The 13,881-nt window shown below is 68.8% G+C and carries 9 protein-coding genes; 8 read left to right on the forward strand and 1 reads right to left on the reverse strand.

The window, feature by feature from the left end:
- Nucleotides 1–24: 24 nt before the first annotated feature.
- A complete protein-coding gene (gene coaA / locus Q9R22_RS04150) occupies nucleotides 25–981 on the reverse strand; it encodes a type I pantothenate kinase (RefSeq protein ID WP_131332476.1) in 957 nt (318 codons plus the stop codon).
- Nucleotides 982–1,056: 75 nt separating this feature from the next.
- Here coaA and glmS point away from each other — a divergent pair, with 75 nt between their 5' ends.
- The 8 genes from glmS (at nucleotide 1,057) to Q9R22_RS04190 (ending at nucleotide 13,850) form a co-directional block, all read left to right on the forward strand.
- Complete coding sequence (glmS, locus tag Q9R22_RS04155; RefSeq protein WP_131332477.1) at nucleotides 1,057–2,940, forward strand: glutamine--fructose-6-phosphate transaminase (isomerizing); 1,884 nt, start codon at nucleotides 1,057–1,059, stop codon at nucleotides 2,938–2,940.
- A gap of 144 nt (nucleotides 2,941–3,084) precedes the next feature.
- Nucleotides 3,085–3,456, forward strand: coding sequence for a holo-ACP synthase (locus Q9R22_RS04160; RefSeq protein ID WP_131332478.1), 372 nt, complete (start codon nucleotides 3,085–3,087; stop codon nucleotides 3,454–3,456).
- Nucleotides 3,449–5,134, forward strand: coding sequence for a bifunctional ADP-dependent NAD(P)H-hydrate dehydratase/NAD(P)H-hydrate epimerase (locus Q9R22_RS04165; RefSeq protein WP_131332479.1), 1,686 nt, complete (start codon nucleotides 3,449–3,451; stop codon nucleotides 5,132–5,134). The genes Q9R22_RS04160 and Q9R22_RS04165 overlap by 8 nt, the downstream gene beginning before the upstream one ends.
- A gap of 83 nt (nucleotides 5,135–5,217) precedes the next feature.
- Nucleotides 5,218–7,410: a glycogen debranching protein GlgX gene (gene glgX, locus Q9R22_RS04170; protein ID WP_131332480.1), complete on the forward strand. Its 2,193-nt coding sequence runs from the start codon at nucleotides 5,218–5,220 to the stop codon at nucleotides 7,408–7,410.
- A 166-nt stretch (nucleotides 7,411–7,576) separates the two neighbouring features.
- Nucleotides 7,577–9,940, forward strand: coding sequence for a malto-oligosyltrehalose synthase (treY, locus tag Q9R22_RS04175; protein WP_131332481.1), 2,364 nt, complete (start codon nucleotides 7,577–7,579; stop codon nucleotides 9,938–9,940).
- A 3-nt stretch (nucleotides 9,941–9,943) separates the two neighbouring features.
- Entirely contained in the window at nucleotides 9,944–11,767 is a 1,824-nt protein-coding gene (gene treZ / locus Q9R22_RS04180; RefSeq protein WP_131332482.1) for a malto-oligosyltrehalose trehalohydrolase, read from the forward strand.
- A 170-nt stretch (nucleotides 11,768–11,937) separates the two neighbouring features.
- On the forward strand, nucleotides 11,938–13,029 hold the full coding sequence (gene mgrA / locus Q9R22_RS04185) for an L-glyceraldehyde 3-phosphate reductase (protein ID WP_131332483.1): 1,092 nt from the start codon (nucleotides 11,938–11,940) through the stop codon (nucleotides 13,027–13,029).
- Nucleotides 13,026–13,850 (forward strand): LysE family transporter, encoded by an 825-nt coding sequence (locus Q9R22_RS04190; protein WP_311254076.1) that lies wholly within the window; start codon nucleotides 13,026–13,028, stop codon nucleotides 13,848–13,850. The genes mgrA and Q9R22_RS04190 overlap by 4 nt, the downstream gene beginning before the upstream one ends.
- Nucleotides 13,851–13,881: the final 31 nt, after the last annotated feature.

A 13,881-nucleotide genomic window follows, 5' to 3' on the forward strand; every position in this document is an offset into this window, starting at 1 on the left:
ACAGTGAAAACGGGCCGGAAAATATCAGTTCTTTCGCAGCAGCACCCTGCGGATCTTGTGATCGTGGTCTTTGGAGAGGATCAGCCGGGCGCGGCCGCGCGTGGGGCGCACGTTCTGCTCCAAGTTAGGTTCGTTGATCCGCCGCCAGATGTCCGTGGCCACGTCCTGTGCCTGCTCGTCCGTGAGGTCCGCGTAGCGGTGGAAGTAGGACTCGGGGTCCGAGAACGCGGAGGAGCGCAGGGCCTGGAAGCGCTCCACGTACCAGCGTTCGATGTCCTGGGTGCGGGCGTCCACGTAGATGCTGAAGTCGAAGAAATCGCTCAGCGCGAGCGCGGTGCGTTTGCCGCTCTCCAGCTTCGCGGGCGCGAGCACGTTCAGGCCCTCCACGATCACGACGTCGGGGCGGGTCACTACCACTTCTTCGTCCGGGAGGATGTCGTAGGTGACGTGGGAGTACTTGGGGGCACGCACCTCGGGGGCGCCGGACTTGATCTCGGAGACGAAGCGCAGCAGCCCGCGCCGGTCGTAGGACTCGGGGAAGCCCTTGCGGTCCATGAGTCCGCGCCGTCGTAGTTCAGCGTTGGGGTAGAGGAAACCGTCTGTGGTCACCAGCTGCACGTTCGGGGTGGACGGCCAGCGGGCCAGCATCTCGCGCAGCAAGCGGGCCGTGGTGGACTTACCCGCCGCCACGGACCCGGCGATCCCGATCACGAACGGGGTGCGCGCGTGATGCTCGCCCAGGAACGAGTTGGTGGCGGCATTGAGCTGCGTGGAGGACATGTCGTACAGCGTGAGCAACCGCGAAAGGGGCAGATAGACCTCGCGGACCTCGTCCACGTCCAACCGGTCACCGAGACCGCGCAGGTTCTCGATCTCCTGCGCGGTGAGCGGGACCTCGATCTCGTGCGAAAGCCTGGACCAGGTCTGACGATCCAACTCCACGAAAGGGGAGACGCGGTGGGTTATGGGCTGTGTGCTCATGCTCGGACCAGTGTAGGCCCGGGCCCCCTCGCGCAAGGCATTAGGGCGCGTAGCGTTTCCGGTACAGTATTTTTCATGTGTGGAATTGTGGGATATGTGGGCTCGCACCGTGCTGACGGGCGACAGCAGGGTGCGCTCGAGGTGATCCTCGAGGGGCTTCGTCGACTGGAATACCGCGGGTACGACTCCGCGGGCGTCGCAGTGATCGCCGACGGTGCGGTGGAGTACCGCAAGAAGGCCGGGAAGCTGAGCAACCTGATCGGTGAGCTCGAAGCGCACCCCCTGCCGGAATCGAACATCGGGATCGGCCACACCCGCTGGGCCACCCACGGAGGCCCCTCCGACGTCAACGCGCACCCCCACGTGGTCGACGGCGGCAAGCTGGCCATGATCCACAACGGGATCATCGAGAACTTCAGCGAGATCAAGCGCGAACTCAGCGCCCAGGGCGAGAGTTTCACGTCCGAGACGGACACCGAGGTCGCCGCGGTGCTGCTGGCCCGCACGTACAACGCGCAGGGCGCGGACGAGAAGGACCTCACCGTGGCCATGCAGGACACGTGCCGCCGCCTCGAGGGCGCGTTCACGCTGCTGGCCGTTCACGCGGACCACCCGGACCGCGTGGTCGCTGCGCGCCGCAACTCGCCGCTCGTGATCGGGCTGGGCGACGGCGAGAACTTCCTGGGCTCGGACGTCTCCGGTTTCATCGACTATACCAAGCGGGCCGTGGAGATGGGCCAGGACCAGATCGTGACCATCACCGCGGACGACTACACGATCGTGGACTTCCACGGCAACGCCGCCGAGGGCAAGCCCTTCGACATCGAGTGGGACGCCGCCGCCGCGGAGAAGGACGGCTACCCGTCCTTCATGGAGAAGGAGATCCACGACCAGCCCGCCGCCGTGGGCGACACCCTGCTGGGCCGCCTGGACGAGAACGGCCGGCTCACGCTGGACGAGATCAAGATCGACGAGACCGTGCTGCGCTCGATCGACAAGATCGTGGTGATCGCATGCGGTACCGCAGCATACGCCGGGCAGGTCGCGCGGTACGCGATCGAGCACTGGTGCCGGATCCCCACCGAGGTGGAGCTCGCGCACGAGTTCCGCTACCGCGATCCGATCGTGAACGAGAAGACCCTGGTGGTCGCGGTCTCCCAGTCCGGCGAGACCATGGACACCCTCATGGCCGTGCGTCACGCGCAGGAGCAGGGCGCCAAGGTCGTGGCGATCTGCAACACGAACGGTTCCACAATCCCGCGCGAGGCGGACGCCGTGCTCTACACGCACGCGGGTCCCGAGATCGCGGTGGCCTCCACCAAGGCGTTCCTCGCCCAGATCACCGCGGCGTACCTGCTGGGCCTGTACCTGGCCCAGTTGCGCGGCAACAAGTTCAAGGACGAGATCTCCACCATGCTGGCCGAGCTTGAGGCCATGCCCGCCAAGATCCAGCGCGTGCTGGACGAGGTGGAGCCGCAGGTCAAGGAACTCGCGACCGGGATGAAGGACGCCGGCTCCGTGCTGTTCCTGGGCCGTCACGTGGGCTTCCCCGTGGCCATGGAGGGCGCCCTGAAGCTCAAGGAGATCGCGTACATCCATGCGGAGGGCTTCGCCGCCGGTGAGCTAAAGCACGGGCCGATCGCGCTGATCGACCAGGGCCAGCCCGTGTTCGTGATCGTCCCCTCGCCCAATGGCCGGGACTCGCTGCACGCCAAGGTGGTCTCCAACATCCAGGAGATCCGCGCTCGCGGTGCCGAGACCATCGTGATCGCTGAGGAGGGCGACGACACTGTGCGCGAGTTCGCCAACCACGTCTTCTACGTCCCCGAGGCGCCTACGCTGCTGCAGCCGCTGCTGGCCACGGTGCCGCTGCAGATTTTCGCGTGCGAACTCGCCGGGGCCAAGGGCTACGACGTGGACCAGCCGCGCAACCTGGCCAAGTCCGTGACCGTGGAGTAATCATCCGGTTCGTCCGTCCGACGGCGGGTGACGCTTCCCGCGGGAGCGTCGCCCGCCGTCGTCGTACCCGGGCATGCCGCGACGCCCATGGGGGCCGTGCCGCGGCGCCCGTGAGGGGTCGGGCGGCGCCGGTAGGCTGGCGACATGATTGTGGGCACCGGCGTGGACATCGTGGACATCGCGCGTTTCGAACGACAGCTGGAGCGCACGCCGCGATTGCGGGAACGCCTGTTCGTCCCGCACGAACGGGAGCTGCACCCGCGCTCGCTGGCCGCGCGCTTCGCGGTCAAGGAGGCCGCGGCCAAGGCGCTGCTGGCCCCGCCGGGGATGATCTGGCAGGACTGCTGGATCAGCAACGACGCCCACGGCGCTCCCCGTCTGCACACCGCGGGCACCGTGGCCGAGCAGGCGCAGCGCAGGGGCGTGGAAACATGGCACGTAACGATCTCCCACGACGGCGGCATGGCCGTGGCGTTCGTCGTGGCCGAGGGACAGGGAGGACACCGCGATGATTGAGGCGTACTCGGGCGAGAGTATCCGGGCCGCGGAACAGCCGCTGCTGGACGAGGGCTACGGGGACGTGCTGATGCGTCGTGCGGCCCTGGGACTGGCCCGCGGCTGCGAAGCGCAGTTGCGCTTGGCCAACCGGAGAGGGTTGTTGGGTGGCACCACGGCGGTGCTGCTCGTGGGCTCGGGCAACAACGGCGGGGACGGACTGTGGGCGGGCGCGTTCCTGCGCCGCAGCGGCGTGAAGGTCGTGGCCATCCTGACCGGCACGCGCGTGCACGAACAGGGCCTGCGGGCGCTGCTCGCTCGCGGCGGCACCGCGCTGCGGCTCACCGACCAGGACGGCGAGGAGCGCGAACTCTCGGACGCCGTGGCCGCCGCGCACCCGGTGGAGGTGTCCCGCGCGGTCTCCCTCATGGCCGACGCCCACCTGATCGTGGACGCCGTGCTCGGCACCGGTGCGCAGGGCGGGCTGCGGGGTACGGCCGCCGAGCTCGTGCGGGCGTTCACCGAACGGCAGCGGGATCCCGCCGCCGCGCGTGAACGGCGCTTCCCACGGATCGTGGCGTGCGACCTCGTCTCCGGCGTCAGCGCGGACACCGGCGAGGCTCCCGAGCCGGTCCTGCATGCCCACGCGACCATCACGTTCGGCGGGGCCAAGACGGGCCACGTGGTGTCCCCGGGGGAGCAGGCCACGGGGGCGCTCACGGTGGTGCCCATCGGGATCGAGGACCGGCTGAGCGACCCCGCCGTGCACCGGCTCGAACCGCGTGACGTGCTCGCCGCGTGGCCGCGTCCCGGTGCGACCGACACTAAGTACACCCGAGGTGTGCTGGGCGTCGTGGCCGGCGCGTCGAGCTATCCGGGCGCGGCGATCATGTGCACCCAGGCGGCGGTCAACGCTGGCGCGGGGATGGTCCGCTTCCTGGGGGATTCGACCACGCGCGGCATGGTGCTCGCGCGCAGTCCGGAGGTCGTGTGCTCGGACGACCAGCCGTGGGACGTCCACGTCCAGGCGTGGCTCGCGGGCCCCGGCGTGGTGGGGGACGAGTCCCAGGCCGCGCGCGTGCAGGCAATCATCGAGGCCCAGGAGCCGGCTGTGCTGGACGCAGGTGCGCTCGACGCCGCTGCGCGATCCGTGGTCGGCGCCGCTCTGGGCCCCCATAAGATCCTCACGCCCCACGCGGGGGAGCTGTCCCAGGTCTTCGAGTGGCTCCACGGTTTCGGGGTGTGCGATTCCACGGTGGAGCGCTCCGAGATCGAGGCCAACCCCGTGCACTGGGCCGGTGAAGCCGCGCGCCTCACGGGCGCCACGGTGTTGCTCAAGGGCGCGTCCACCGTGATCGCGTCCCCCGTGGGACGGAACGGGGACGCATGCGAGGACGGGAACGCTTCCGGGCGCGACGAATGCCTGTGCCTGAGCATCGGCCACGCGAGCCCCTGGCTGGCCACGGCGGGTTCGGGGGACACCCTTGCCGGGATCCTGGGCACGGTCGTGGCCCACGTGGCCGAGCACCCGGACGCGCTCGCGGTCCTGGGCGACTGGGCCCGCGGGGACGGTCGCTGGGCGGCCGCCGCGGCCCTCGGGGCCGGTCTGCACGCGGTGGCCTCACGGGCGGATGGGGAGGGCCCCGTCCCGCCGTCGGTGCTCGCGGAGAACGTGCGCGCGGTGCTGACCCGTCCGTGAGCCGCGACCCGAACGACTATTGTTAGTGGCTGGCTGTGAGCGGGGATCCGCTCACAGCCCCACGACACGCTGAGGAGAAGTACATGGAAGTTTGGCCAGGACAACCGTACCCGTTGGGCGCCACGTTCGACGGCACGGGGACCAATTTCGCGCTCTTCTCCGAGGTCGCGGACCGTGTGGAACTGTGCCTGTTCGAGGAGGACGGCACGGAGACGCGCGTGGAGGTCACCGCCGTGGACAGCTACGTGTGGCACTGCTACCTCCCCCAGGTGCAGCCCGGTCAGCGCTATGGGTACCGGGTGCACGGGCCGTGGGATCCGTCCCAGGGGTTGCGGTGCAACCCGGACAAGTTGCTCCTGGACCCCTACGCCAAGGCCGTGGAGGGCGGGATCGACTGGGACGAGTCCCTGTTCTCCTACAACTTCGGCGACGAGGACTCCGAGAACCACCAGGACTCCGCGGAACACATGATGAAGGGCGTGGTGATCAACCCGTTCTTCGACTGGGAGGGTGACCGCACCCCGCGCACCCCGTACCACAAGTCCGTGATCTACGAGGCCCACGTCAAGGGCCTCACCATGCAGCACCCGGAGGTCCCGGAGGAACAGCGCGGCACGTACGCCGGTGTGTCCCACCCCGCGGTCATCGAACACCTGCAGAAGCTGGGTGTCACCGCGATCGAACTGATGCCCGTGCACCAGTTCGTCCAGGACTCCACGCTGCTCGAGAAGGGGCTGCGCAACTACTGGGGGTACAACACCATCGCGTTCTTCGCGCCCCACAACGAGTACAGCGCGGCCTCCCACCTGGGCAGCCAGGTCCAGGAGTTCAAGGCCATGGTGCGCGCACTGCACCAAGCGGACATCGAGGTCATCCTGGACGTGGTGTACAACCACACGGCCGAGGGCAACCACATGGGCCCCACACTGTCCATGAAGGGCATCGACAACACCGCGTACTACCGCACCGTGGACGACGACCAGAAGTTCTACATGGACTACACGGGTACCGGTAACTCCCTGAACGTGCGTCACCCCCACTCGCTGCAGCTGATCATGGACTCGCTGCGCTACTGGGTCACCGAGATGCACGTGGACGGTTTCCGTTTCGACCTCGCCGCCACGCTGGCCCGTGAGTTCTACGACGTGGACAAGCTCTCCACGTTCTTCGAACTCGTCCAGCAGGACCCTATCGTCTCGCAGGTCAAGCTGATCGCCGAGCCCTGGGACATCGGTCCCGGTGGCTACCAGGTGGGCAACTTCCCGCCGCAGTGGACCGAGTGGAACGGCAAGTACCGGGACACCGTGCGTGATTTCTGGCGCGGGGAGCCCTCGACCCTGGGGGAGTTCGCGTCCCGTGTCACCGGTTCCGCGGATCTCTACGAGAACAGCGGCCGGCGCCCCTTCGCCTCGGTGAACTTCGTGACCGCCCACGACGGCTTCACACTGCGGGACCTCGTGTCCTACAACGAGAAGCACAACGAGGAGAACGGCGAGGACAACAACGACGGTGAGTCCCACAACCGCTCGTGGAACTGCGGTGAAGAGGGGCCCACGGACGATCCCGAGGTGCTCGCGATGCGTGCGCGTCAGCAGCGCAACTTCATCGCCACGCTCATGCTGTCCCAGGGCACGCCCATGCTGCTGCACGGTGACGAGGCGGGGCGCACCCAGAAGGGCAACAACAACACGTACTGCCAGGACAACGAGCTCACGTGGATCAACTGGGAGAAGGTGGATACCCCGCTCGTGGAGTTCACCTCGGTGATCACCCACCTGCGCCACGAACACCCCACGTTCCGCCGCTCGGAGTTCTTCGACGGGCGTCCCGTGGACATGGGCGAGCGTGCCGAGGGCGATCCCATGCCGGACATTGCGTGGCTCAACACGGACGGCACGCCCATGGTGCCCGCCGACTGGGACGAGCCCCTGGCTCGTGCCGTGGGCATGTGGCTCAACGGTCAGGGCATCACGGGAGTGGATATGCGCGGTCGCCGGATCACGGACGTGAACTTTATCGTGTACTTCAACTCCAACCCCGAGCCCGTGGACGTCACACTGCCCCCGGCCGGCTACGGCATGAAGTGGGAGGAGATCGTGGACACCGCCGGCGAGCATGCGGACGGTGCCGTGCGCGGGCACTCCTCCACGTTGCGGATGGCAGGCAAGTCCACGGTGCTGTTGCGCGCGTGGGAGGCCCCCGAGGAAGAGCCGGACGCCTCCGTGGCCGCGTCCGTCGCGGCAGCGGTGTACGCGGCGTCGTCCGACGACGCTTGAGCGCCCCGCGGTGCGTGACCGGGCAGATCGCCCGCAGCCCGCGCCGCGCTGAACATGACTGCGGACGCGTCACCCCACACGGGTGGCGCGTCCGCCGTTTACGTCACGGTGCTCGTTGAGCGCGGAGTGACTGGCCCGAGCGCGCGCATTCGGCCAGACTGTAAGGGTGCTGACACCCACTTCAACGTACCGGTTGCAAATCACGACCCAGCAGGACCTGCATCGCGCGGCGGAACTGGTCCCCTACATCAAGCGTCTGGGGGCGGGGTGGGTGTACCTCTCGCCCATCCTGCGGGCCACGAGCGGCTCGGACCACGGGTACGACGTCGTGGATCCCACCGAGGTGGATCCCGAACGCGGGGGATCGGAGGGTCTGAAGGCACTGTCCGATGCCGCGCACGAGGCCGGACTGGGCGTCGTCGTGGACATCGTGCCCAACCACCAGGGCGTGGCCGCCCCGCAGGAGAACCCGTGGTGGTGGTCGCTGCTCGAGAAGGGGCAGGACAGCCCCTACGCGGACGCGTTCGACGTGGACTGGCAGGCCGGCGGCGGCAAGATCTTGATCCCGGTGCTCGGCGACGGTGACGAGGACCTCTCCGCGCTCACCGTCCAGGACGGGACGCTGCGCTACTACGACAACGTCTACCCCCTGGCCGAGGGCACGTACCGCGAGGGCGACGATCCCGCCGAGGTGCACGGGCGGCAGCACTACGAACTGATCAACTGGCGCCGCGGTGACTCCGAGCTGAACTACCGCCGGTTCTTCACCGTGGCCACGCTCGCCGGGGTGCGGGTCGAGGACGCCCGTGTCTTCGAGGAGTCCCACGCGGAGGTCGCGCGCTGGTTCCGCGAGGGACTCGTGGACGGGCTGCGCATCGATCACCCGGACGGGGTGCGGGACCCGCAGGACTACCTCGGGAAGCTGGCCGTGCTCACGGACGGCGCGTGGACCGTCGTCGAGAAGATCTTGGAACCGGGGGAGTACCTGCCCGAACAGTGGCGCACGGCCGGGACCACGGGCTACGACTCGTTGGGCTGGATCGACCGGGTGCTCACGGACGCACGCGGGCACTACGAGCTCGCCTCATTGGACACCAAGCTGCGCGGTGGTCAGCCCGTGCGCTGGGACCCGCTGATCCACGAGACCAAGCGCCGGATGGCGGACGCTGGCCTGGCCGCAGAGGTGCACCGCCTGGTGCGCGAACTGCCGGCCGATTTCCCGCACGGGGCCGCGGCGTCGTACGACGGTCTCGCCGAGATCCTCGCCAACTTCCCGGTGTACCGCACGTACCTGCCCGAGGGTGCGCAGTACCTGCGCGACGCGGTCGCCGCCGCGCGGCGGTGGCGCCCCGAGCTCGCGGACGTGCTCGACGACCTCGCGCGTGAACTCGGCGGGGACGTGAACGGCACCCTGAGCGGAGTGGCGCAGCGTTTCCAGCAGACCTCGGGCATGGTCATGGCCAAGGGCGTGGAAGACACCGCGTTCTACCGATACCCCAAGCTCTCCTCCCTCACCGAGGTGGGCGGTGACCCCTCGGTCTTCTCGCTCACGCCCGAGCAGTTCCACGCGGAGGCGGCGCGGCGGCAGCGTGAATCGCCCACGACCATGAACGCACTGACCACCCACGACACCAAGCGCTCGGCATCGGTGCGTGCGCGGATCACGGTGCTCTCGGAGCAGCCCAGGGCCTGGTCCGAGACCGTGGCCACGCTCGTCAACCGCGCCAAGGACGCGCAGATCGAGCTGGCGGACGGACCCGCCGTGAACCTCGTCCTGCAGGCCGTGGTGGGTGCGTGGCCGCTCGAGCGCGATCGTGCCGTGGACTACGCGATGAAGGCCGTGCGCGAGGCGTCCGTGTCCACCGCGTGGGTGGACGGGGACGAGCACTTCGAGGCGGAGCTGACCCGGTTCATCGACTTCCTCTTCAGCAACCCGCGCGCCCGCGGCATCGTGGAGGGGTGCGTGGAGCGCGTGAGCGCACCGGGGTTCAGCAACGCCCTGGCGGCCACCGCGCTGCAGCTGACCCTGCCGGGCGTCCCGGACGTCTACCAGGGGCAGGAGTTGTGGGAACCGTCGCTCGTGGACCCCGACAACCGTCGGCCCGTGGACTTCGCGGCGCGCGAGCAGATGTTGGCACGGCTCGACGCCGCTCGGCCGGGTTCCGCGGACGCCACCCCGCCCGTGGACGGCACGGGGGCGGCGCGCATGCTGTTGACCTCGCGCGCCCTGCGGCTGCGCGGCGAGCACCCCGAGCTGTTCACGGAGTACATACCGCTGGAGTTCCGGGGCGCGCTCGCCGAGCACGCCCTGGGCTTCGACCGCGGCGGCGTGGCCACCGTGGTCACCCGCTTCCCCGCGACCCTCGCCCCCGAGGGCGGCTTCACGGACGAGACCGTGGTCCTCGCGCCGGGGACGTGGCAGGACGTCCTCACGCACCGCGAGTACACCACGGACCAGGACGGCGCCGTGCGCCTGGCCGACCTCCTCTTCACCTACCCCGTGGCGATCCTGCGCCGGAAGGACGGCTGAGACATGACCCAGGACCATCGTTTCGACGTGTGGGCACCCCACGCCCGCAAGGTCACCGTCCGCATCGACGGTGTGGACCACTCCATGCAGGGCCTGGCCGATCGCCCCGGCTGGTGGACGCTGCCCGACGACGCCGACGTCCCCCGGGGCACCGTGCGCTACGGCTACCTGCTGACCAAGGTCTTCGACGAGGGCACGGACAAAGAACGCACTTCGGTGTCCGAGGTGCTTCCAGACCCGCGCTCACGCCGCCAGCCGCAAGGTGTGCACGATTTGTCCTGCACGTTCGACCCGGACGCCTTCGAATGGCACGACGCCGCGTGGCGGCCGCGTCCGCTGCGGGACTCGGTGCTCTATGAACTGCACCCCGGGACGTTCACCCCGGAGGGCACGCTCGACGCGGCGATCGGCAAGTTGGACCACCTCGTGGACCTCGGCGTGGACGCCGTGGAACTGTTGCCCGTCAACGGGTTCAACGGGGACCACAACTGGGGCTACGACGGCGTCGCCTGGTACACCGTGGACGAGTCCTACGGTGGGCCCGAGGCCTATCAGCGGTTCGTGGACGCGTGCCACACCAAGGGCATCGCCGTGATCCAGGACGTGGTCTACAACCACCTGGGACCCAGCGGGAACTACCTGCCGCTCTTCGCGGAGTACTTCAAGCCCGGGGCCTCCAGCTGGGGGGACCTGATCAACCTGGATGGGTGGGGTTCGGACGGCGTGCGCGAGTACATCCTGGACAACATCACCATGTGGCTGCGCGAGTACCACGTGGACGGGTTCCGCCTGGACGCCGTGCATGCGCTCGCCGATTCCCGTGCCACGCACATCCTGGAGCAGATCGCCCAGCGCATCGCGGCGGAGTCCGAGCGCACGGGTAAGGAGCTCGTGGCCATCGCGGAATCCGACCTCAACGATCCCCGCATGATCGCGGGTACGGAGGGGCACGGTCTGGGCATGGACGCGCAGTGGCTCGACGACGTCCACCACGCCGCGCACGTGGCGTTCACCGGGGAGACCCACGGGTACTACGGGGACTTCGCATCCCTGCACGCCCTGGAGAAGACCATGCACACGGCGTACTTCCACAACGGGACGTACTCCACATTCCGTGGCCGCTCGCACGGCCGCGAGATCGATCCTGCCGAGCAGCGGCCGTGGCAGTTCGTGACGTTCCTGCAGAACCACGACCAGGTGGGCAACCGCGCGGCCGGGGACCGGATGAACCACGGCATGAGTGTGGACCGGGCGATCGCGGCCGCCACGTGGCTGCTCACCCAGCCCTACACGCCCATGCTGTTCATGGGCGAGGAGTTCGGGGCCAGCACGCCGTGGCAGTTCTTCACGGCCCACCCCGAACCCGAACTGGGGGAGGCCGTGGCCACGGGCCGCAAGGCGGAATTCGCCGCGATGGCCTGGGATCACGCGACCGTCCCGGATCCCCAGGACCCGCAGACGTTCGAACGTTCCAAGCTCGACTGGGGCGAGGTGCGCGAGGGTGAGCACCAGCGCATCCTGGACGCCTACCGAGAGCTGATCGCGCTGCGCCACGACACCCCGGAGCTCACCGATCAGAACTGGGCCACCGTGGCCACCCAGGCGAGCGATTCCGAGCAGTGGTTCGTACTCAAGCGGATGAGCGAGCCGGAGTCCGAACACGGCGTGGTCGTGGCCGTGAACCTCTCGGACTCCGAACGCGAGCTGCCGCTCATGGGCGGTGACGCCCCGCGGGTGCTCTTCGCGAGTGGCACGGACCCTGACATTACGACGACGCCGGGCGCGGTGCGGCTCGCGCCGGAGACGGCGGTGGTGCTGCGCGTGTAGCTATGCGTGTGGCGTCGTTCTGCGCGGCGTCGGTGTGTGCGGCCGGATTCCATGCGGGGCCCGCGCGGGCCCCGCCGCGGCGTCGTCGTGCGGGCTGCTGCACCGGGCCCGGGACGTGACCGTTACCTGCTTCGAGTCAGCCCCACCCGCAGGGTGGCACACTGGACCCCATGCTGACTTTTGGTGAGAACACCGTGTGGACCGCGGCCGAGGATCGCTACGAGACCATGCCGTACCGACGGGTGGGCAACTCCGGGCTGAAGCTGCCCGCGCTGTCCCTGGGGTTGTGGCATAACTTCGGCGATGACACCCCGCTCGCGACCATGCGGGCCATGCTGCGCCGGGCGTTCGACCTGGGGATCACGCACTTCGACCTGGCCAACAACTACGGCCCGCCCGCGGGCTCCGCGGAGCTGAACTTCGGGCGCATCCTACGGGAGGACTTCGCCCGGTACCGCCAGGAACTCGTGATCTCCACGAAGGCCGGGTGGCAGATGTGGCCCGGCCCGTACGGCGGTGTGGGCGGTTCACGCAAGTACCTGCTCGATTCCATCGACCAGTCGCTCGAACGCATGGGCCTGGACCGCGTGGACATCTTCTACCACCACCGCCCGGACCCGGACACTCCCCTCGAGGAGACCATGGGTGCCCTGCACCATATCGTGCGCTCGGGCCGCGCGAGCTACGTGGGGATCTCGTCCTACAGCGCGGACCTCACGCTCGCCGCGCAGGGGATCATGCGGGAGCTGGGCACTCCGCTCCTCATCCACCAGCCCTCGTACTCCATGCTCAACCGCTGGGTCGAGCAGCCGGACGAGCACGCGGACGGGAAGAACCTGCTGGGCGCGCTCACGGAAGCGGGCATGGGCTCTATCAGCTTCTCCCCGCTGGCCCAGGGCATGCTCACCGACAAGTACCTGAACCGTGTACCCGAGCACTCCCGCGCGGCCGCTGGGAAGTCACTCAACCCGGACTGGTTGAGCGAGAACACCCTGGATCAGATTCGGGAACTGAACGCGATGGCCCGGGACCGCGGGCAGACGTTGGCCCAGATGGCGATCGCGTGGGTGTTGCGTCCGCAGGCGGGGGGACAGGTCACGACGGCGCTCGTGGGCGCGTCCTCGCCCGAGCAGATCGCCGATTCCGCCCGCGCCGTGCAGAACCTGGACTTCTCCGACGATGAACTGCAGCGGATCGACGAGCTGGTCTCGGACGCGGACATCAACATCTGGGGGGCGGCCACCGAGTCCAAGCACGTATGACCGCGGCGCAGTACGCCGCGCTGCTGGGGCTGTGGATCGCGGGGATCATCTCCCCGGGTCCGGACGTCCTGGTGATTCTGCGCAATGCGTTCCTCACCACCCGTGGCAAGGCCATGCTCACGGCGGCGGGGGTGATGGTCGGCAACCTCATGTGGATCACGCTCTCGCTCACGGGCGTGACGCTGGTGATCAACAGCAATCACGTGCTCAAACTCGTGATCCAGATCGCTGGTGCCCTGTTCCTGGCGCGCATGGGCTACGGATCCCTGCGCGCCGGGCTGGCCACGCGCGTGCTGAATCGCGGTGGAACGGGTCACGCGGAGACCTCGGATCCCGATGCACGAGCGGGCCTCGCCGCACGGGTCTGCACCGACGGGCAGGACGGCCCCGGCGGTTCGGCCGGATTCAGCGGACCAGTGGACCCCGACGTCGCCGCGAGCCCCGCCGCACCCGCGGGCACAATCGGGGGTCCCGCGTTCTCCAAGGCCGGAGGTCTGCTCGGGACCCGCCACCTCACATCGGGCAAGGCCCTGCTCCAGGGGACGATCACCAACCTGGCCAACGCCAAGGCGATCGTCTTCTTCATCGCCCTGTTCGCGACCGTTGTCCCCGCGGACATCCTGTGGTGGGAGGGATTGATCGCCCTGGCGCTTCTCATGGCCGTGGGCCTGGCATGGTTCCTGGCCGTCGCGTGGTTCGGTTCCGTCCCCGCGCTGGCGCAGCGGTTCCAAGCGCGTTCGGCCGAGGTCGAGATCGCGGCCGGGGTCGTGTTCCTGCTGGTCGCGGTGTTGTTGCTCGTGGAGGTCGTCCTGGCCGGGTGACCGTGCAGCGTGAGGGCGGCAGCGGCGTCGT

Source organism: Kocuria sp. PD6 (genome assembly GCF_031844145.1).
Classification (GTDB): Bacteria; Actinomycetota; Actinomycetes; order Actinomycetales; family Micrococcaceae; genus Kocuria; species Kocuria marina.

What these genes read in the sequence shown, in the direction of transcription:
- Q9R22_RS04190 (WP_311254076.1), top strand. Translation starts at nt 13,026, where the DNA reads ATGACCGCGGCGCAGTACGCCGCGCTGCTGGGGCTGTGGATCGCGGGG.
- glgX (WP_131332480.1), top strand. Translation starts at nt 5,218, where the DNA reads ATGGAAGTTTGGCCAGGACAACCGTACCCGTTGGGCGCCACGTTCGAC.
- mgrA (WP_131332483.1), top strand. Translation starts at nt 11,938, where the DNA reads ATGCTGACTTTTGGTGAGAACACCGTGTGGACCGCGGCCGAGGATCGC.
- Q9R22_RS04165 (WP_131332479.1), top strand. Translation starts at nt 3,449, where the DNA reads ATGATTGAGGCGTACTCGGGCGAGAGTATCCGGGCCGCGGAACAGCCG.
- glmS (WP_131332477.1), top strand. Translation starts at nt 1,057, where the DNA reads ATGTGTGGAATTGTGGGATATGTGGGCTCGCACCGTGCTGACGGGCGA.
- coaA (WP_131332476.1), bottom strand. Translation starts at nt 981, where the DNA reads ATGAGCACACAGCCCATAACCCACCGCGTCTCCCCTTTCGTGGAGTTG.
- treZ (WP_131332482.1), top strand. Translation starts at nt 9,944, where the DNA reads ATGACCCAGGACCATCGTTTCGACGTGTGGGCACCCCACGCCCGCAAG.
- Q9R22_RS04160 (WP_131332478.1), top strand. Translation starts at nt 3,085, where the DNA reads ATGATTGTGGGCACCGGCGTGGACATCGTGGACATCGCGCGTTTCGAA.